Source organism: Caloramator australicus RC3, assembly GCF_000297115.1.
Taxonomy (GTDB): Bacteria; Bacillota; Clostridia; order Clostridiales; family Caloramatoraceae; genus Caloramator; species Caloramator australicus.
In genome coordinates this window covers 1-19,521 of sequence record NZ_CAKP01000029.1, presented here as the reverse complement: position 1 = coordinate 19,521, position 19,521 = coordinate 1, and the positions used below count along the sequence as shown (strand labels likewise).

Annotated in this window: 19 protein-coding genes, 1 tRNA gene and 1 riboswitch; of the genes, 12 read left to right on the top strand and 8 right to left on the bottom strand. The window is 33.3% G+C overall.

What is annotated here, in order from left to right; translation table 11 throughout:
- Positions 1-1,394, bottom strand: a 1,394-nt coding sequence (locus CAAU_RS03430; protein ID WP_040305828.1) for a M28 family metallopeptidase, incomplete at its 3' end; no start/stop codon positions are given.
- A gap of 286 nt (positions 1,395-1,680) precedes the next feature.
- On the opposite strand from CAAU_RS03430, the gene CAAU_RS03425 reads away from it, so the two are divergent.
- From CAAU_RS03425 to CAAU_RS03405, 5 genes are all read left to right on the top strand, one after another.
- The gene (locus CAAU_RS03425; protein ID WP_008908045.1) at positions 1,681-2,616 is read left to right on the top strand and encodes a magnesium transporter CorA family protein; all 936 of its coding nucleotides are present in this window, start codon (positions 1,681-1,683) and stop codon (positions 2,614-2,616) included.
- Positions 2,617-2,631: 15 nt separating this feature from the next.
- Positions 2,632-3,702: a sensor domain-containing diguanylate cyclase gene (locus tag CAAU_RS03420; protein ID WP_008908044.1), complete on the top strand. Its 1,071-nt coding sequence runs from the start codon at positions 2,632-2,634 to the stop codon at positions 3,700-3,702.
- Positions 3,702-5,861: a Tex family protein gene (locus CAAU_RS03415; RefSeq protein ID WP_008908043.1), complete on the top strand. Its 2,160-nt coding sequence runs from the start codon at positions 3,702-3,704 to the stop codon at positions 5,859-5,861. Before CAAU_RS03420 ends, CAAU_RS03415 begins: the two co-directional genes overlap by 1 nt.
- 80 nt (positions 5,862-5,941) lie before the next feature.
- Positions 5,942-6,610 carry a Crp/Fnr family transcriptional regulator gene (locus CAAU_RS03410; RefSeq protein ID WP_008908042.1) on the top strand — a complete coding sequence of 223 codons (669 nt, stop codon included), beginning with the start codon at positions 5,942-5,944 and terminating at the stop codon, positions 6,608-6,610.
- Between the two features lie 32 nt (positions 6,611-6,642).
- Positions 6,643-6,757: riboswitch (FMN riboswitch) on the top strand.
- 53 nt (positions 6,758-6,810) lie between these two features.
- Positions 6,811-7,398, top strand: coding sequence for an ECF transporter S component (locus CAAU_RS03405; protein WP_040305829.1), 588 nt, complete (start codon positions 6,811-6,813; stop codon positions 7,396-7,398).
- A 24-nt stretch (positions 7,399-7,422) separates the two neighbouring features.
- On the opposite strand, the gene CAAU_RS03400 is transcribed toward CAAU_RS03405, so the two are convergent.
- On the bottom strand, positions 7,423-8,661 hold the full coding sequence (locus CAAU_RS03400) for an HD-GYP domain-containing protein (protein ID WP_008908040.1): 1,239 nt from the start codon (positions 8,659-8,661) through the stop codon (positions 7,423-7,425).
- 134 nt (positions 8,662-8,795) lie between these two features.
- Between CAAU_RS03400 and CAAU_RS03395 the strand changes: the two genes are divergently transcribed.
- The 6 genes from CAAU_RS03395 to CAAU_RS03370 all read left to right on the top strand — a co-directional run bounded on the left by CAAU_RS03395 (position 8,796) and on the right by CAAU_RS03370 (position 15,015).
- A complete protein-coding gene (locus tag CAAU_RS03395) occupies positions 8,796-10,595 on the top strand; it encodes a heme NO-binding domain-containing protein (protein WP_008908039.1) in 1,800 nt (599 codons plus the stop codon).
- Between the two features lie 94 nt (positions 10,596-10,689).
- Positions 10,690-11,121, top strand: coding sequence for a tRNA (adenosine(37)-N6)-threonylcarbamoyltransferase complex ATPase subunit type 1 TsaE (gene tsaE, locus CAAU_RS03390; protein ID WP_008908038.1), 432 nt, complete (start codon positions 10,690-10,692; stop codon positions 11,119-11,121).
- On the top strand, positions 11,118-11,816 hold the full coding sequence (gene tsaB, locus CAAU_RS03385) for a tRNA (adenosine(37)-N6)-threonylcarbamoyltransferase complex dimerization subunit type 1 TsaB (RefSeq protein ID WP_008908037.1): 699 nt from the start codon (positions 11,118-11,120) through the stop codon (positions 11,814-11,816). The genes tsaE and tsaB overlap by 4 nt, the downstream gene beginning before the upstream one ends.
- The gene (rimI, locus tag CAAU_RS03380; RefSeq protein WP_008908036.1) at positions 11,809-12,258 is read left to right on the top strand and encodes a ribosomal protein S18-alanine N-acetyltransferase; all 450 of its coding nucleotides are present in this window, start codon (positions 11,809-11,811) and stop codon (positions 12,256-12,258) included. Before tsaB ends, rimI begins: the two co-directional genes overlap by 8 nt.
- Before the next feature lie 97 nt (positions 12,259-12,355).
- On the top strand, positions 12,356-12,709 hold the full coding sequence (locus tag CAAU_RS03375; protein ID WP_008908035.1) for an ArsR/SmtB family transcription factor: 354 nt from the start codon (positions 12,356-12,358) through the stop codon (positions 12,707-12,709).
- Between the two features lie 11 nt (positions 12,710-12,720).
- Complete coding sequence (locus CAAU_RS03370; RefSeq protein ID WP_008908034.1) at positions 12,721-15,015, top strand: heavy metal translocating P-type ATPase; 2,295 nt, start codon at positions 12,721-12,723, stop codon at positions 15,013-15,015.
- Between the two features lie 8 nt (positions 15,016-15,023).
- Here CAAU_RS03370 and CAAU_RS03365 read toward each other — a convergent pair whose 3' ends face one another.
- The 3 genes from CAAU_RS03365 to CAAU_RS03355 form a co-directional block, all read right to left on the bottom strand.
- Positions 15,024-15,317: an alpha-helical endospore appendage domain-containing protein gene (locus CAAU_RS03365; protein ID WP_008908033.1), complete on the bottom strand. Its 294-nt coding sequence runs from the start codon at positions 15,315-15,317 to the stop codon at positions 15,024-15,026.
- Positions 15,318-15,397: 80 nt separating this feature from the next.
- Positions 15,398-15,473: transfer RNA gene (locus tag CAAU_RS03360), tRNA-Trp, on the bottom strand.
- A 48-nt stretch (positions 15,474-15,521) separates the two neighbouring features.
- A complete protein-coding gene (locus CAAU_RS03355; protein WP_008908032.1) occupies positions 15,522-15,899 on the bottom strand; it encodes a zinc ribbon domain-containing protein in 378 nt (125 codons plus the stop codon).
- A gap of 102 nt (positions 15,900-16,001) precedes the next feature.
- Here CAAU_RS03355 and CAAU_RS15155 point away from each other — a divergent pair, with 102 nt between their 5' ends.
- Entirely contained in the window at positions 16,002-16,199 is a 198-nt protein-coding gene (locus CAAU_RS15155) for a DUF6485 family protein (RefSeq protein WP_479722818.1), read from the top strand.
- 32 nt (positions 16,200-16,231) lie between these two features.
- Here CAAU_RS15155 and CAAU_RS03345 read toward each other — a convergent pair whose 3' ends face one another.
- The 3 genes from CAAU_RS03345 to CAAU_RS03335 form a co-directional block, all read right to left on the bottom strand.
- Positions 16,232-17,686 carry an aminoacyl-histidine dipeptidase gene (locus CAAU_RS03345; RefSeq protein ID WP_008908030.1) on the bottom strand — a complete coding sequence of 485 codons (1,455 nt, stop codon included), beginning with the start codon at positions 17,684-17,686 and terminating at the stop codon, positions 16,232-16,234.
- Positions 17,687-17,722: 36 nt separating this feature from the next.
- Positions 17,723-19,054, bottom strand: a complete 1,332-nt coding sequence (locus CAAU_RS03340) for an MATE family efflux transporter (RefSeq protein ID WP_008908029.1) — start codon at positions 19,052-19,054, stop codon at positions 17,723-17,725.
- Positions 19,055-19,229: 175 nt separating this feature from the next.
- Positions 19,230-19,521 (bottom strand): UPF0236 family transposase-like protein (locus tag CAAU_RS03335; protein WP_192811174.1); only part of this gene is annotated, 292 nt, incomplete at its 5' end.

Genomic DNA, 19,521 nt, shown 5'->3' with positions numbered 1-19,521 from the left:
GGTCTATTTTTATGATATGGTTTTTCCTTTTTTAAAACATTTGAATATATCAAAACAAACACGATTAAAAATATTGAAGTTAATATATAAACTACATATCTATTCTCAATTATTTCGCTCTTTTCTATAAAAACTTTCCTTGCCTTTAAAAAATCATCAACTACTAAGAAGGCTTCGTTTATTTTATTGACGCTAATGTTTTCAATTGTATCATAGGGAGTATGAATTTTATCCGTGTCATCGTGGATGAAAGTAACTGCGCTTATATTTTTAAGGTTAAAGGGAACGTGATCGCTATTGTCTTCATAACTTCTACCTAGCTTATGACTATTAAGAAAAGCATCGATAGAATCGCTCCTGTTTAATGAGTATACAGATTTTAATGCGGTTAGAGGGATATCCTTTTTAGTGCCGATCATATCAAAATTTATACATTCAGCATTTTCCAAAGGAACAGGGGGATGATTTACAAAGTAGTATGATCCTAAAAGTCCCTCTTCTTCGGCGTTAAAGGCAACGAATATAATGTCTCTACTGGTATATTTGTCTTTAAAGAAGTTGGCAAGCTCCACTAAAAAAGCAACACCGGATGCGTTATCAAGGGCCCCAGGATAAATTCTGTTTATGGCATCAAATCCCACATGGTCGATATGGGCTGTAAAAATTACTGGATAGCCTTCCTTTTTTAATGCCCTTTTCATTGCAACGACATTTTTTGTTTTAACCTTTTTAAATTCTAATGGGCTTTTTATCTCAAAGGTATATCCTTTTTTCTGAAATTTAAGTATTTCATCAAAATATTTATTGTCTAATACGATTTTTACAAGACCTTCTTTGTATTCATTTTGAAACTTATAGGTGCTTTTGAAATCCATTCTATTATCTGATATATAGATTATCGCCTTTATACCCTTTGATAAAAGCTCTTTATCAAAATCGTATGTAGAATTAGATTCAAAGGGTCTATCAATAGCAATAAATATATTTCCCCTTTTAGAGTCATCGGAATAAATTTTACCTTTAACTTCTCCTCCAATTGAAAGACCATATATTACTTCTTTATAATCGGTTCCATAAACATATTCCTTAATAAGTTTATTACTATCATATACTTTAAAACTTGCTTTGCCGTTAATGAAGGGAACAAAGGCGTAGAAGGATTGAAAGTAGGTTTTATTATCTCCTATTGGTATTAAATTAGCCCTTTTAAATTTTTCAGCTACTAAATCGCAGGCTAATTCATTTCCTATATCACCGGATAATCTTCCACGATATTTTTCATTAGATAGTTCCTTTATTAGGTTAAAAACGTTTTGGGAGTTAAAGGGAGCTGCAAACACAATGGATTGGAGAAGGATAAAAAAGGACATTATAATTCCCATTAATTTTTTCACAGGACCACCCCATTAATTACATATATTTCTATTATATTCCAATATCCACAGGGTTATCAACAGTTTGTGAATAAATATGTTGATAACCCTGTGATTTTTGTGTGAATTTATATGGATAAATTTAAACTTGTTTTTTTTCTTACGATGTTGTAAAGTAAAAATGGATAAAAATTTTTTGTGATGAGGTGTTCTATATGGAAGATTTACCCGTCAGTTGCATTAATTTAATATAGAGCCTATTTAGGCCCTTCCTGAGCCTAAATAGGCTCAGGAAGGGAGTGGAAATATGCTGCAAATATTTAAAACCAACTTGGAAGGACAGACATTTGAAATCGATAGCATTGAAAAGGGGTGCTGGATTAATCTTACTAATCCAACGGAGACAGAACTTGAATACGTTTCGCAAAAAACAGGCCTTTTGATAGAATTTTTAAGGGCACCCCTTGACGAGGAGGAAAGTTCCAGAATCGAAGTTGACGGTGAACAGATTTCGGTTATCATCGATATTCCTATTATGGATGTCAAGGAAAAATCCCTTCAGTATTATACAATACCTTTAGGCATTGTTTTAAACGATAATGTTATAGTCACGATTTGTTTAAAGGAAAATAAAGTAATCGACGATTTTCTTGCAAACAAAGTAAAATCCTTTTTTACCTTTAAAAAATCAAGATTTATACTTCAAATACTTTACAAGGTGGCCTCATATTATCTTTGTTATCTTAAGCAAATTGACAAAACAAGCCATATTATTGAGGCAAGGCTTCATAAGTCCATGAGAAATAAAGAGCTTATTCAGCTTCTTTCATTAGAAAAAAGCCTTGTGTATTTTTCAACTTCGTTAAAATCCAATGAAATTACATTAGAAAAAATGTTAAAACTTGAGATAATGCAGAAATATCCAGAGGATCAGGATGTTTTAGAAGAGGTTATAATAGAAAATAAACAGGCGATTGAAATGGCAAACATTTACAGCAACATTTTAAGTGGAACTATGGATGCCTTTGCTTCTATTATCTCAAATAATTTAAATATAGTTATGAAGTTTTTAGCATCTATTACCATAGTTCTTTCTATTCCAACTGTTATATCGGGACTTTTTGGAATGAACGTTCCTGTTCCCTTTGGTGAACATCCCTATGGATTTTATATAGTAATACTTATTATTAGCGGTATTTCAGCTCTTGTTACCTATATCCTTGCTAAAAAGGATATGTTCTAGAAAGGTCGGGGGGTTATGGAATTATTAAATATTTCTTTAAGTTTACTTTGTATCATACTTTTGGTTAGAACTATAAATTTAAAAAAGCAAAATATTAAGGTGTTAAAAACCAATGAAACCCTATTAAAGGTTGCAAGCGAGCTTGAAAATTTTGAGAGCCTTGATAGTATTTATCCAAAACTTTTGAAGTATACGATAGACCTTATTGAGAACGCAGAGACTGGAAGCATATTGATCTATAGTAAAGATAAGGGTGTATTAGAATATAAGGCTGCCGAAGGATTTGATATTGAGATTTTGAAAAAAATAAATCTTAAAAAGGAAGAGCTTTATCTTTATAAGTCAACAAGGTTAACTCAACCTGCTATTATTAAAAATCCAAGGAAGTTTGATGATAAAAATTTGCATAAGGAAAATTACAAAAAATTATTAGAAAATGATTGCCTGAATATAAGTTCTACCCTTTCTGCTCCAATATATGTTGATGGGGAGTTTTTTGGAGTTATAAATGTTGATAATACAAGAAAAGAAGATGCCTTCAATAAGAATGATGTCAAAGTGATTAAATATATAACTACCCAATTAGAAGCAGCCATAAAAATTGCAAAGCTTATGGATGATTTGAAAAATATATTGAAGATCGATTACCTGACTGGGCTTTACAACATGAGAAGTTTAGAGGAAATTATTGAGAATTTATTATCTAGTAGAAAATATTTTGCATTTTGCATTATCGATTTGAACGATTTTAAAGGGATTAATGATACCTTTGGACATAAAAAGGGGGATGAGGTCCTTAAATATTTTGCTGCAGCATTAAAGCGATATTTTTCTAATGATTCTATAGCATTTAGATATGCAGGGGATGAGTTTGCAATAATAAATTTTAAAGGTATAGATGAACTTAAAGAAAAAATTAATATATTTAGGGAATATTTAAAATCAAATCCTATAGACGACATTACTATAAAGTTTAGTGCGGGATATTGTGACTCTGATATGTGTAATTGCTTAGATGATGTGATACTTAAGGCTGACAATGATATGTATAAAGAAAAAAGGAAATTTAAACTTGAGGTGGTTTGATGGACATAATAAGCATACTTTCAAAGGAGCTCAATATAAGTCAAGGACAAGTTCAAAATACTGTTAAACTTATTGATGAAGGCAACACTATTCCATTTATTGCAAGATACAGAAAGGAAGTTACAGGTGGACTTGATGATATAACATTAAGAAGGCTTTATGATAGGCTTAGTTACTTAAGAAGCCTCCTGGCAAAAAAAGAAGAGGTAAAAAGGCTGATAGGAGAACAGGGAAAGCTTACAAAGGAAATAGAGGAAGCAATTGAAAGGGCGGAGACAATAACGGAGGTTGATGATATATATAGGCCCTTTAGACCTAAAAAAAGAACTAGGGCTACCATAGCAAAAGAAAAGGGACTAGAACCTTTAGCAAATATTATTATTTCTCAAAGCTATGATGAGGAAATTTATAAAATTGCCCAAGGATTTGTCGATAGCGAAAAGGGTATTCTAACAATAGAAGATGCGATATCGGGGGCATTAGACATTATTGCCGAGGAAATATCGGATAATGCCGATTACAGAAAATTTATTCGAAATATAACCTTTAGAGAAGGAATAATTATTACAAAATCTACAAAGGATGAAACTTCACCATATGAGATGTATTATGACTATAAAGAATCTGTAAAATCAATACTTCCCCACAGGGTTTTGGCAATAAACAGAGGTGAAAGGGAAGAATTTTTATCTGTAAAGATAGAAGCTCCTGTCGAAAAAATACTGGCATATCTTGAGGAAAAAATAATAAAGCGTGAAAGGGATAAGGAGATTCTGCAAAGGGCTATAAAGGATAGCTATCAAAGGCTTATTGAGCCTTCGATTGAGAGGGAAATAAGAAACGATTTAACAGAAAAGGCAGAGGAACAGGCAATAAGGGTTTTTGCAGAGAATTTAAGAAACCTTCTTATGCAGCCGCCAGTAAAGGGAAAAGTTGTTTTAGGCTTTGACCCTGGATTTAGAACCGGATGCAAAGTTGCTGTTGTAGATGAGACAGGGAAGCTTTTAGATACTGCAACGGTATATTCTACAGCGCCTCAAAATGACATTGAGGGAAGCAAAAAAATAATGAAGGAGCTTATATATAAACATAATGTTGATATTATATCCCTTGGCAATGGGACGGCATCAAGGGAGTCTGAAGTTTTTATATCGGAGCTTATAAAGGAGATAAAAGAGGAAAGCGGTAAAAAACTTTACTATGTAGTTGTCTCTGAAGCTGGGGCATCAGTTTATTCTGCATCTGAGCTTGCAAGTAAAGAGTTCCCTGATATTAATGTTTCTTTAAGGGGTGCTATTTCCATTGCAAGAAGGCTTCAGGATCCTTTGGCAGAACTTGTAAAGATAGACCCAAAATCCATCGGCGTTGGACAATACCAGCATGATGTTTCTCAAAAAAGGCTTGATGAAACTTTAAAGGGTGTTGTTGAGGATGTTGTAAACAACGTTGGAGTTGATTTAAATACGGCATCGGTATCTTTGCTCTCCTATGTTTCAGGTATAAACGCTGCTATTGCAAAGAACATAGTGGAATACAGAGAACAAAATGGAAAATTTACAGATAGAAGACAGCTTTTAAAGGTTAAAAGGCTTGGGGAAAAGGCTTTTGAACAGTGTGCAGGATTTTTAAGAATCCCAGAGAGCCAAAATCCCCTTGACAATACTGCCGTGCATCCAGAATCCTACGAAGCTTGTGAAAGGTTCTTAAATATACTAGGACTTAATATTGAGGATGTGAAGTTAAGAAACCTATCTAATCTTGAAGAACTTGTTGAAAAAAACGGTGGAGTAGAGGAAATTGCAAAAAAGATAAACTGCGGTGTTCCTACCCTTGTGGACATAATAAAGGAGATTAAAAAACCTGGAAGGGATCCAAGGGAGGAGCTTCCACCACCAATATTTATGTCTTCCGTTATGGAGATGGAACACTTGAAAAGCGGCATGATTCTTATGGGAACTGTAAGGAATGTTGCCGATTTCGGTGTGTTTGTAGATATAGGAGTCCATCAGGATGGACTCATCCATAAATCTGAACTTTCCAATAGGTTTATAAAACATCCAATGGAAGTTGTTAAGGTTGGAGATATCGTAAAGGTTAAGGTTTTAGATGTAGATATTAAAAGAAAAAGAATAGCCCTTTCTATGAAGAATATTGAATAGTCCGGGAGTTTTCTCGGACTATTAATTATTGTATATTTCTTCCGATAATTTTATTGTAGCCTTAAAGGGGAGAGGGTAGGATGAAAAAAGATACATTCATGGTTGGGGTTGACTATAGAAAAATATTAGAAAACGAACTTAAAGGTGGACTAAAAAGAATCATTTACTTTAAAAATGAAATAATTACAAGGGAAGCCTTTAAGGATGATTATATATATTTTTTAGATACGGGAAAGGTTATTTTGATTAAAAAGGATATTGAAGAAAGGGAATATTCTGTTGGATATGTTCTTCCTGGAGAGCTTTTTGCCTTATCCTCCTATTTAGGTATGGAGGAAATTGCAACCTATAAGGCTCTAACAAGCTGTGTTGTTTTAGCTGTAGATGCATTATACCTTAAAAAAAGGCTGCAATTTTCTTCGGAACTTAGGGATTTAATTTCTTTTTTAGTTATAAAATCCTTTAGAAATCTCAACATAAGGCAGGCTAATTTAATGTTAAAGGACAGCAAACAAATTTTTATTAACTTTTTAATAGAACATATTAATATTTTTGGAAGGGAAGAAGATGGTAAGATTACTATTGATTTAGATATAAACATAGGAGAAATTTCTAAACTTTTAAACATGTCGCGGGAAACTGTATCAAGGATGCTATCTGATTTAAAAGGGAAAGGTATAATAGAAGGGAATAGAAAACAAATAATAATAAAAGAATATGGTAGATTATTGGAAATAAAAACTTCTTGAAATTATTAGAAAAATTTGATAATATATATACAGAATATCTTCGGGGCAGGGTGAAATTCCCGACCGGCGGTAAAGCCCGCGAGCCGAAAGGCTGACCTGGTGAAATTCCAGGGCCGACAGTTAAAGTCTGGATGGGAGAAGGTATTATTATCTTTTTCTCCCTTTGCCCCTAAAAAAAGGGAGGTTTTTTTATGGAAAAAATCAAGTCAAAAAATCTATCAAAAATGATCAAAATTTCTATTCTTTCTGCAATTGCTCTTATTCTTATGTTTTTTGAATTTGCCCTTCCTATTTTCCCAGACTTTTTAAAAATCGATTTGAGTGAAGTTCCTGTTCTTATTGGGGCCTTTGCACTAGGACCCTTGTCAGGAATTTTAATTGAACTTATGAAAAATTTACTCCATTTTGTGATCAAAAGTCAAACGGCAGGAATAGGCGAGATGGCAAATTTTTTAGTTGGGTGTTCCTTTGTTCTCCCTGCAGCCTATATTTATTCTAAAAACAAATCAAGAAAAGGAGCAATGGTTGGCCTGCTTTTAGGAGTAGTAATAATGGTGATATCAGCATCACTATTAAACTATTTTGTGCTTTTACCTTTATATGAAAAAGTTTTAGGTTTCCCAATAAGCGCAATTGTAGAATGGGCATCTAAAGTTAATAAGAACATAAAGGACGTTAATTCCTTAATTGTATATAGCATAGCACCGTTTAATTTGTTAAAAGGAACTTTTGCATCGCTAATAACTATTCTTATATACAAAAGGGTATCGCCGATACTCCATAAATAAAAATATAAGGCACCTAAGGGTGCCTTATATTACTTCCTTAAGATATTTTAGTGCTGTGCTGCATATTTCTCCTTTGTCAACCATAGATTGAATTATACTTATGGCCTTATCCTTTTGAAGCCCTTTTCTATAGGGTCTATCTGCAGTCAAAGCCTCGTATATATCACAAACTGCCATAATCCTTTCTTCTAAAGATAATCCTTCTTTATCAAGACCTAATGGATATCCACTTCCATCTAGTTTTTCGTGATGATTTGCAGCCCAGTTGGTAATATCCTCAAGTCCCTTTACTCTTGAAAGAATCAACCTTGTATAATAGGTATGGCTTTTTATTATATTTATTTCTCTAGAGTCTAAAGCACCGTTTTTATTTAGAATTGAATTTGGGATGGCAAGTTTCCCAGCATCGTGAAGGAGGGCTGCAATTTCAAATTTAACTCTTTTTTCCTCATCGAAGCCCAAATAAGCAGCTATTTTTAATGCTAATTTTGTAAGATTTGTGGAATGTGTGTAAGTAAAGGGGCTTTTTTTATCTATTATGTCGGCAAACACATATGACATTTGCCTTAGTTCTTCTAATGTAAATGTGCTTATTATTTCAGGCTTTATAGAATCAAATATATCTTGAAAATTGCCTATGTTTTCAACATCCCACCAAAAATATTCCTTTGATTGCACATCTAAAAATAGATCTACAATGTAGGGTGAAAATAATTTTCCTTTACTTGATTTAATATTATCCAATATAAACTGCCTTTGCATGAAATTAGGGATATTTTCATCATACATAAGCTCAAAGGCATCTGAGAGCCTAATTATTTGGGAGATTAATGGAATTTCATCTCCTTTTAGCATGAAGGGACCTGTCCCATCATAGTTTTCATGATGAAACTTAACGGCATCTGAAATAGTTTTGTTTAATGGAAGTTTATCTATAAGGATGCTCCCGTTGTTACTATGTTTTAATATAAATTCAGATTTTAAATGGGCCTCTATTAGTTGACCGGTCCCAGTTATACCTATATCATGAAGGGAGGAAGTAACAAATAAATTTCTTAAGAATATTTTATCCTTTGAAATTTTTTGACCTATTTTCATTGATATATATGTTGTTCTTTTGGAATGATTTAAAAATTTATGTTGAAAGGTTGACCCCAAAAAATCATTTTTTGAATTAATATTTTCATTAAAGGTAGCATATTCACAAAGATCAATGGCAAGGCTTAAGGAGGACAATAAATCATGGGAATTTAATTTTAGCATATTATCACCCTTTAAATTTTTGTTACAAGGTTATTATAAACTTAATTTTAACGAAATTCCACTCTTCTTAAAGATAATTGTTATTTGTTGAAGAATTTTGTCCGAAATGTTATAATGAATTTGGGGGTGTTAAAATGAAGGGAACTGCGGTTTCTACATGGATAAGAACTTGTAGGAAAATTACAAATAATGAGATTGTTGACAAATCCCTTGAGTTTATCGGCTTTAGTAGGGATAAAATTTTTTCACCTTTGGAGGATGTTGAAGATGAAAAGGTATATAAACTAATATCAAATATAGCAAAGCTTTCAGGAAAATCCTATGAAGCTCTTTGGAGGGAAATTGGAATAGATAACGTATTAACTTGGTCAAAGGATTATCCTGCCTTTTTTAAACATGACAGTCTTTATGGATTTTTAAAATCCATGAACGATGTTCACAGACAAGTAACAAAAAGGATTACAGGTGCAAGACCACCTATTCTAGACCTTGAAGCTATTTCCTCAAGGGAGGCTATTTTTACTTATAGATCCAAAAGGGGAATGTTTGATTACTTTTTGGGACTTTTAGAAGGCGCATCTAAATATTTTAATGAAAAAATTGAAGTAGAACAGATAGAAAAGACGCAGGATATGCTAAAGCTAAAGTTAACCTTTCAAGATGAAATATATATTAAGAAAAAGTATAGGTTAAACAAGTTATTTTCCTTTGGAATAACTAAAAATTTAAACGTTAAAATTGCCCTTTTAAGTTTTATAATATATTCGATATTAAATGGAATTACAATTGCTATAAATAAAGAAATTGCAGGTTTTATTTCCTTTGTCTATGCTTTACTTTCACCCTTTATAGCTTCCTATCTTTTAACAAAACCCTTTGATGTAATAAAGGAAGAGATAGGAAAAATAAACAACAATGATTATTCAGAAAAATTGGATATAGAGACAACGGACGTTTTTGAAGAAATATTCAATCTATTAAAGATGTATAAGACCAAGGTTAGACAGGATTTTGTATCCTTTAAGGGTATGACGGATGAGATGAATACCTTCTCCGGAAAACTTTCAGATATAGCAGAAAAGATGAACATAACTTCAAATGAGATATCTTCAGTGGTTGAGCAGGTTGCAGGTGCTGCCATGATGCAGGCACAGGAGACGGAATCCTCCGTGGCCCTATTGAACGATAATGTTGAATCTATAAAGACAGTCGTTCAGATCGAGATACAAAACAAAGATGAGCTTGAGGATGCTGTTGAAAAGATAGAAGATAGTTTTGCTAATGTAAGCAATACGGTAGATAAATTAAATAAAATTTTAAATGAATTTTCAAATGTAATAGAAAACAGCCAAGAATTACAAAAAAGGGCAAAGGGAATAACAGAAATCGTTTCAATGGTATCATCAATTGCTGCCCAAACAAACCTTTTAGCCTTAAATGCTTCAATTGAGGCAGCAAGGGCAGGAGAAGCAGGAAGAGGCTTTGCAGTTGTTGCAGATGAGGTTAGAAAGCTTGCAGAGGAGTCCCAAAGGGCTGTCAATGAAATCAATGAAAATCTTACAAAGTTCATTGAGGACATTGATAGTTTAGTTGGTGGAATAGGAGTTCAATTTGATGAACTTAGCAATGAAAGTATTGTATTGAAGGATGCTATAGAAAAGAGCGGGGTAGCTAAAGATAAGATAGTTCAAGTTGCAGGTAAGATGATTGAAACTTCTAATAGACTTGAAAGGGAAACTGAGTCAATAGCTGAGATTTATGGCAAAATTGAATCCCTTGCAGCAATTGCCGAAGAAAACTCTGCATCTTCTGAGGAGGTTAGCGCTAATGTTGCAACCTATGCAGAAGAAATTAAAAAGCTCACCCATAATATTTCTGAATTTAAAAGGATGACGGAACAATTTAAGGAGGATATTGATCTTTATAGACTATAATCCCTAAAAGGATTCCCTTTTAGGGATATTTTTGTTGTAAAATGCCAATTGGTATTATAAAATATATATGAATTTTACTAAAGGATGTGGAAGGATGAAGGTAAAGTCCAATTCGCAGGAGATGACCTTTGAAATAGGGTTAAAGATTGCAAAGCTTTTGAAAAAAGGAGATGTAATAAGCTTAAACGGGGATTTGGGTGCAGGAAAAACCCATCTTGTTAAGGGTATAGCAAAGGGATTAGAAGTCCATGAGGATATTACAAGTCCAACCTTCACTATAGTTAATGAATACGATGGTAAAATGCCCCTATATCATTTTGATGTTTATAGGATTTCAGATATATCAGAGCTTTATGAGATAGGTTTTGAGGAATACATATACGGTGAAGGTGTTTCTGTTATTGAGTGGGGCAATCTAGTTGAGGAGCTTTTGCCAGACTATACAATAAAGATAAATATTAGGATTTTAGATGACAATACAAGGGAGATAGAAATTTTAAATTTTAATAAGGAGCTGATATTGTGAGGGTATTAGCAATAGAATCCTCCTCTTTTGTAGCATCAGTTGCGATAGTTACTGAAGAAAAGGTTGAGGGTGAAATTTTTATAAACAATAAGCTTCAGCATTCTGTTTTGATCTTTCCTTTAATAGAAGATATGTTTAAAACTTTGGATTTATCTGTGGATGATATAAATGCAGTTGCTGTATCCGGTGGTCCAGGATCCTTTACAGGTCTTAGGATAGGAGTTGCTGCAGCAAAGGGAATAGCTCAAGGGAAGAATTTAAAATTTATTGGAGTTTCAAGCTTGGATGCAATGGCTTTTATGCAGGTTGGATTCGATGGAGTTATTGTCCCTATAATGGATGCCTTAAGGGATAATGTTTATACTGCTCTTTATAGATTTGAAAGGGGAAGGCTCATAAAAATTAGCGATTATGAAGCTTTGCATATAGACGAACTTATTGAAAGGGTAAAGGAAGAAAAAACACTATTTTGTGGAGATGCTGTAAAAATCCATAGGAAAAAGCTGGAGGGCAATAATTTTTACCTTTCAACTAATACTTCAAACTTACCAAGGGCAAGTGCCCTTGGGGAGCTTGCCCTTTTAAGGCTTATGGAAGGGATGGAGGATGATATATTTACCTTTAGTCCCATTTACATAAGAAAATCCCAAGCTGAAAGGGAATATGAGAAAAAGGTGGGAATAAAGCTTGAGTGACTTTTTAATAAGGGATATGAAGCTTGAGGATATAGATGATGTTGTTAAGATTGAACATTTGAGTTTTAAAACGCCTTGGACTTACGAGGCTTTTTTGTCGGAGATAACACGAAATAAAGTTGCAAAGTATAGGGTTATTGAAAAGGATGCAAGGGTTGTAGGTTATTACGGACTTTGGCTTTTATATGGAGAGGGACATATTACAAACATCGCCGTTCACCCTGAATTTAGAGGGATAGGCCTTGGGAATATGCTCTTGGAGGATATTATAAATATATCGAGGGAAAATAAAATACATGCATTAACTTTAGAGGTTAGAGTTAGCAATACAGTTGCGATAAATTTATATAAAAAATACGGTTTTATTGAAGTTGCAAGAAGAAAGGGATATTATTCGGATACCGGTGAGGATGCGATTATAATGTGGAAGTATGATTTATAAGGCTGCCAATGGCAGCCTTTTTTTGTTGACAATGAAGGGGGAAAGTGGTAACATAATATTGAACATATGAACATATATTCATATAAGAGGTGATTGGATGGAAATAGAAAGATGTTCCTGCACAGTTGTTCATGAGGATGTTATTGAAAAAGTTAAGAATTTGATGCCGGAGGAAGAAAGATTATATGATGTAGCTGACCTATTTAAGGTTCTTGGTGATTCAACGAGGATAAAGATAATCTGTGCCCTTTTTGAATCTGAAATGTGTGTTTGCGATATTGCAGCTTTATTAAACATGAGCCAATCTGCGGTATCACATCAATTAAGAGTTTTAAAGGCTGCAAGGCTTGTGAAGTTTAGAAAGGAAGGTAAGGTTGTTTATTATTCTCTTGATGATGAACATGTAAAGATGATTTTTGATTTGGGATTGTCGCATATTGGTGAAGAATAGGGGGGATTTTTTTGAGAAAGGAATTTATTTTATATGGACTTGGATGTGCCAATTGTGCATCGAAGATGGAAGGAAAAATTAGACAGTTAAACGGTGTTAAGGATGCTTCTATAGATTTTGTAAATAAAACCCTTGCGATTGATATAGATACAGATAATTATGAAATAATATTCGATGAAATTGAAAGGATAATTTTGTCGATAGAGCCTGATATTATAATAAAAGAAAAGACTATAAAGAGAATGTTAAATAAAACCCTAATCTTAGTTGGGCTTAACTGTGCTAATTGTGCTGCTAAGATTGAAAAGGATGTAAAAAACATATATGGAGTTAAGGATGCTTCTATTAATATAAGTTCTCAAAAGCTAATACTTACTATAGATGATGAGAAAAACTGGGAGGATATTTTGTCCCAAATAAAATTAATCGTCAATAAATACGAACCTGATGTTAAAGTTGAAGAAAAGGAAATTAAGGTTAAAACCAATTTGAATAGAGAGACTATATTTATAGTATTGGGAACCTCTTTGTTTTTATTGGCATTTTTATTTGAGAATAGTTTAAGACAAGTATTGTTCATTTTGTCTTATGTAATTATAGGATATGATATATTGCTAAAGGCAGTTAAAAATATAAAAAATGGACAAGTTTTTGATGAAAATTTTCTAATGTCAATTGCAACCATAGGTGCCTTTATAATAGGTGAGATGCCCGAAGCGGTTTCCGTAATGCTTTTTTACAAAGTTGGTGAAACGCTTCAGGATTTAGCCGTTGAAAGGTCAAGAAAATCAATAAAAGCGCTTTTAGATATAAGACCTGACTATGCAAATTTAATGGTTGGGCATGAATTAAAAAGGGTTAATCCTGATGATGTTAAAATAGGGGATATTATCGTTGTTAAAGCTGGAGAGAAGGTTCCCCTTGATGGAATAATTATAGCAGGGAATTCAAGCTTAGATACATCTGCCCTTACAGGAGAGTCAGTTTTAAAGGATGTTGTTGTAGGAGATGAGGTTTTAGCGGGGTTTATAAATAAGAGCGGGGTATTGAAGATAAAAGTAACTAAAGAATTTAAGGCATCTCAAGTTAATAAAATTTTAGAGCTTGTTGAGGGAGCAAATAGAAGAAAGGCTAAAACTGAAAATTTTATAACCAAATTTGCGAGGGTTTATACTCCGATAGTAGTTTTATTAGCCCTTTTAATAGCATGTGTGCCACCGATAATACTAAGACAGCCCTTTTCTCCTTGGATATATAGAGCTTTAATTTTCCTTGTAGTATCCTGCCCATGTGCCTTAGTTATTTCAATTCCCCTTGGATTTTTTGGAGGAATTGGTGCAGCATCAAAAAATGGGATTTTGGTAAAGGGAAGCAACTATCTTGAAGCTTTAAATTATGTCAATATGGCAGTTTTTGATAAGACTGGGACACTAACTAAGGGAAAGCTTAGGATAAAAAATATAATGTCAGAAGGTGGAATTGATAAAGTTAAGGTTTTGGAATATGCAGCCTATGCAGAATTTTATTCTAATCATCCTATCGCACAATGTATTTTAAAAGAATATGGGGACATAGATAAGTCGAGAATAAAGGAACACAAGGAAATATCAGGATTTGGAATAGAGGCAAGGATAGACGATAATGAGGTTTTGGTTGGAAACGCAAAACTTATGATAGATAGAGGAATTAATATAAGGGAAGATTACGATGTGGGAACTAAGGTTTATGTAGCTGTAGATGGTAAATTTATAGGATGCATAGTTATTGAAGATGAAATTAAAGAGGACGCAAAGGTGACAATTGATTTCCTTAAGAAGATGGGTGTTAGAACAATAATGCTTACAGGAGACCACAAAGATGTAGCATCAGATGTTGCAGAAAAGCTTGCCCTTGATGACTATTATTATGGTCTTTTGCCTGATCAAAAGGTGGAAAAACTTGAGGAGCTAGAAATTCAAAAGGAAAATGGAAAAATAATTTTCGTAGGAGATGGGATTAACGATGCACCGGTTATAGCAAGAGCAGATATAGGCATTGCGATGGGAGCTTTAGGCCAAGATGCTGCTATTGAAGCTGCAGATATAGTTATTATGAACGATCAGATTAAAAATATTTTAACTGCCATGAATATAGCGAAAAAGACTAAAAAAATAGTATGGCAAAACATTTATCTTGCTTTATTTGTCAAGATACTCGTTATGATTATAGCATCCTTTGGAATAGCAAACATGTGGGAGGCAGTTTTTGCAGATGTTGGAGTAGCCCTTTTAGCGGTTTTAAACTCAATAAGAATAACAAGAGGATAGCTTTAATGCTATCCTCTTGCTTCTAGTAGATCAAGAACGTTTTCAAACTTAAATTCTAATAGTATTTCTTTTTTGATAACATCCCTTAGTATTCTTTCTACTGATTTATCGAGGGTTATCATGTCCTGTAAGGATGGGCAATTTCTGCTTCCTAAAAGCTCTTGAATCTTTTCTGCCTCTGCATTCATTATAGCAGCTAAGCTAAATTCTTCAAGTGCAATTGAAGCTAAAAGAAGATTTATAACGTCATTGTCCCTTAAGTTTATTGTAGGACTAATATCTGGTATATTAGGCATTCCCATTGCTATCCCCCCTTAGTATTATGATATGAAGGGATAGCTAAAAGAGTTAATAAAAAAAGCCAAGCTTTTAGCTTGGCTTTTGGCAGGGGCAGAGGGACTCGAACCCCCAACCAACGGTTTTGGAGACCGCTACTCTACCAATTGAGCTATACCCCTAAGACAATATATATTATATATTGATTTTAAATAAAAATCAATAGGAAATTAATAAATTTTGTGGCCGCAGTAAGGACAATATTTGTAATGGGTGTCAATCTCTGCTAAACAGTTTGGGCATTTTTTTAGATATCCATAATCAAAGTTTAGTTCTGTTAGCTCATTATCATCGATTATAGGAGCTTTTTGTCTTTCAAGTTCCTTGCCATAATCCATTGAAATTTCAAATATTGACTCGCAGCATCTAGAAATCAAAAAATATCTAATATTCCACTTAAAAATAGGAATAAAGAAAAAATGAAACATATTATATTGCTTAATGAGTTTGTAAGAAGACATTCGGCCACATTTTTTACAAATTACATTACTAACTTCTTTTACCTCATACTGCTTTGTTTCTATTCCAATTATGCCTATAAAAAACATGTTCATACCTCCCTTGAGGCTGTCTATTAATATTATAGCATAATTTTTATTGATGAATAAATTTAGGACTGATATACTAAAAATAAAAAATTTTAAAGGGGGATGTTTATGGATTGCGTTTCAAAAAATCTTAAGGGCTGCACGTGCACATATACGTCATGTTCAAGAAGGGGAAAATGCTGTGAATGTGTTGCCTATCATAGAAGTAAAGGCGAGATCCCAGGATGCTTTTTTACTAAAGAGGGGGAAGCTACTTGGGATAGATCGATTAGGAATTTTATAAAGGATAGAGGAAAATAAGAGCCCTCTATTAAAGAGGGCCTTTTTATCAATTATTTTATTGCAGAGAGAACGTTTAGAAGATACTTCCACATTCTTTGAACTGACGATATGCTCATGTGTTCTTCTGGAGTATGAACGTCATAGAGGTTTGGCCCAAAGGAGATCATATCTGCACCACCAAGTTTTTCTCCTAAAAGACCACATTCAACTCCTGCATGGATAGCATAAATTTCTGGTTCTTTTCCAAACATTTCTTTATATACATCTATCATTATTTCTCTAATCTTGCTGTTTGGATTATACTGCCATTCTGGATAATCTGAATCTGCTATAAGCTCAATTCCAAGAACCTTTGCAACTGTTTTTGCTTCTTCTAATATAGCATATTTTAAGCTTCTTACTGAGCTTCTTACAGCACTTTCAAATCTTACTGTATTTTCTTCTGTTGCAACAACACCAAGGTTTGTTGAGCTTTCAACAAGCCCTTCGATGTGCATCGACATAGTTTTGATTCCATTTGGAATTAGCATAAGAGCTGCAATTGCCTTTTCCTTTGTTTCCTTTGAAAATACCTTTTCAACCTTTGCAGAATATTTGTTCAATGAAACTGATATTGAAGGGTCAGATACACTTAATTCATTCTTTAATATAGCATCCCATTCCTTTATTTTAGCTTCAAGTTTTTCTATATCTTTTTCATCTATTAAAATTACAGCATCGCATTCCCTTGGGATTGCATTCATCTTTGAACCGCCGTTTATTTCAGCAAGTTCAAATTCAATATTATTTAAAAGATCATTTAAGATTCTGCCCATTATCTTATTTGAGTTTCCTCTTCCTTTATCTATTTCCATACCAGAGTGTCCGCCCTTAAGTCCTCTAATGCTTATTACATATGGGCTTAAATTTTGTGGAGCATTAATCCAATCTATATTTAAAATGTGTCTTGTTCTAACTCCACCTGCACAGCTAACAAGAAGCTTCCCTTCCTCTTCTGAGTCCATGTTTATTAATATTCTTCCCTTTAAAAGTGAACCATCAAGGGCCATAGCACCGCCCATTCCAGTTTCCTCTTCAACAGTTAATAAAACTTCAAGGGGAGGATGTGGAATATCCTTAGATGCAAGGATTGCTAAGGCATAGGCCATTGCAATTCCGTTATCTGCACCAAGGGTAGTTCCTGTTGCGTATATGTAATCTCCCTCTATTCTTAGTTTTAAAGGATCCTTTTCAAAGTCATGGACAGTATCCTTGTTCTTTTCGCAAACCATGTCCATGTGTCCCTGCAAAATTACAGTTGGAGCATTTTCATATCCCTTTGTTCCTGGCTTTTTGATGATTATGTTGTTTGTCTTATCTTGGATTACTTCTAAATTGTGTTCCTTTGCAAAATTAACAAGCCAGTCGCTTATAGCCTTTTCGTTGCCTGAGCCATGGGGTATTTTTGTGATTTCTTCAAAATAATAGAATACTTCCTTGGGTTCTAGATGGGATAAAACTGACATAAAATTCACCTCACAAAAAAGTTTTCACAATATTTATTATAAATCTTTATCATCTTTAGTGTAAATATCTTTTGATTTATATAAAATTATGCTGAGGATAAATCTTACTAAAAGATCTAGTGCCATAACTATCCAAATATATATTATTCCTAATTTTAGATATTTAGATACCAATATAACTCCCGGTATTCTAATTCCCCAAAGCCCTATTAGCGCAATAAGCATGGTTACTTGAGTAAACCCTGCGCCCCTTAGGGCTCCTAAAAATACCATAGACATGTTTTGAGGAACTTGAACAAGCCCCATTATGAATAAATATAGGGCACCGATTTCTATGATGTTTTTGCTGTTTGTTAGAAGTCCCATTATCTGTTTTGGGAAGAAAACTAAAAGGATTGTAGATATACTTGTAATTAATATGGAACCCTTTAGTATTTCTTTGAAATATATTTTAGCATCCTCTATATTTTTAGCGCCTATTGCCTGCCCAATAAAAGATGTTGCAGCAACTCCAAAACCTATGGCAGGCATATAGGAGATGGACTCAGCCTGAAGGCCGACTTGGTATGCAGCAAGGGCTGTTTCTCCAAAGGATAGGATAAGCCTTGTAAGTATTATTGCTGCAACCTGCCATGATATAGATTCAAAGGAGGATGGGGTCCCTAAAAAATATATCCTTTTTATAAGATTTGCTTCAAATGAAGGCTTGAAATTAAATAGTTTATTTTTCTTAATTAATAAAAATAATCCTAATAAAGATGCCAATATGTAAGAAGTAACATAGGATATTCCTGCCCCTACAAGGCCAAGTTTAGGGAATCTAAATTTTCCGAAGATTAAAAGATAACTAAATATAATATTTAATATGTTCATGGAAAAGGTTACATACATAGGGGTTTTTGCATTCCCCATTCCTTGAAATATCCCGGCTGTTAAGAGCATTAGAACTATAAAGGGAATACTAAAGGAGGTTATCTTAAGATATAGGTTGGCAGAGGATAATAGGGTAGGTTTAGGATTAAATATTAAAAGAAGTGCTTTTGAATTAAAAAAAACTAATATGAAAAATAATAACGATAAAAGGATTGAACTTATAATTCCTTGAAGGATTGTTTTGTTTAGTTTTTCAGTGTTTTTTGCTCCAAAATATTGTGCAACTAATATAGTAACTCCAGTTGCTATTCCCTTAAAAAGGGCCCAGATAAATTGAATTATTCTATTTGATATTCCAATTGCACTTATAGATATTTCGTCAATTCTACCTATCATAGCCATAGATATAAGTCCGGCGGTCATTTGAAGGATATTTTCTATCGTAATAGGAAGTATCATAGAAATTATTTTTCTTCTTATTTCTTTTATTTTCATATTGTTCCCCACCCTTTGTAGATAAATTGCCAAAAATACAGTATAATTATAATATAATTTAACAAAAATTAATACAATTAAATTTTTTAGGATAGTGTCAAGATATTGTAGGTTAATTTTTATAGACAACCCCTTAAATTAGCTAGTTTCAAGGCGTTTGTTAAATTTAAAAAACTTAAATTATATTTTCATATTTTATTGATTTTAATATCCTGTAAATTGGCGTTACTTTCCCTATGTTCAATATCGTTATATTATTCATAACTTCACGTGAAGATTTATTTATCTTTCTTATCGCTTCTTTTATTTTCTTCTTACTTACCTTGAAGGCTTTTTCATCTTCCTTAAACACACTTATTTCCCTTAAATTTCCTCCATTCTTGCTAAATACCCTTAGCTTTGCCATTATCTTTAATCCTTCCTTGCTCCATCCTAATGGCCTGCTGCTTAATCTCGCCGATAATACA

Bases quoted from the DNA above. Each gene is read 5' to 3' on its own strand.
- CAAU_RS15155 (WP_479722818.1), top strand. From the start codon at position 16,002: ATGTTTATGGATTGCGTTTCAAAAAATCTTAAGGGCTGCACGTGCACA.
- CAAU_RS03395 (WP_008908039.1), top strand. From the start codon at position 8,796: ATGAAGGGAACTGCGGTTTCTACATGGATAAGAACTTGTAGGAAAATT.
- CAAU_RS03355 (WP_008908032.1), bottom strand. From the start codon at position 15,899: ATGTTTTTTATAGGCATAATTGGAATAGAAACAAAGCAGTATGAGGTA.
- tsaE (WP_008908038.1), top strand. From the start codon at position 10,690: ATGAAGGTAAAGTCCAATTCGCAGGAGATGACCTTTGAAATAGGGTTA.
- CAAU_RS03415 (WP_008908043.1), top strand. From the start codon at position 3,702: ATGGACATAATAAGCATACTTTCAAAGGAGCTCAATATAAGTCAAGGA.
- CAAU_RS03340 (WP_008908029.1), bottom strand. From the start codon at position 19,054: ATGAAAATAAAAGAAATAAGAAGAAAAATAATTTCTATGATACTTCCT.
- CAAU_RS03400 (WP_008908040.1), bottom strand. From the start codon at position 8,661: ATGCTAAAATTAAATTCCCATGATTTATTGTCCTCCTTAAGCCTTGCC.
- CAAU_RS03420 (WP_008908044.1), top strand. From the start codon at position 2,632: ATGGAATTATTAAATATTTCTTTAAGTTTACTTTGTATCATACTTTTG.
- CAAU_RS03345 (WP_008908030.1), bottom strand. From the start codon at position 17,686: ATGTCAGTTTTATCCCATCTAGAACCCAAGGAAGTATTCTATTATTTT.
- CAAU_RS03375 (WP_008908035.1), top strand. From the start codon at position 12,356: ATGGAAATAGAAAGATGTTCCTGCACAGTTGTTCATGAGGATGTTATT.
- CAAU_RS03425 (WP_008908045.1), top strand. From the start codon at position 1,681: ATGCTGCAAATATTTAAAACCAACTTGGAAGGACAGACATTTGAAATC.
- CAAU_RS03410 (WP_008908042.1), top strand. From the start codon at position 5,942: ATGAAAAAAGATACATTCATGGTTGGGGTTGACTATAGAAAAATATTA.
- CAAU_RS03365 (WP_008908033.1), bottom strand. From the start codon at position 15,317: ATGGGAATGCCTAATATACCAGATATTAGTCCTACAATAAACTTAAGG.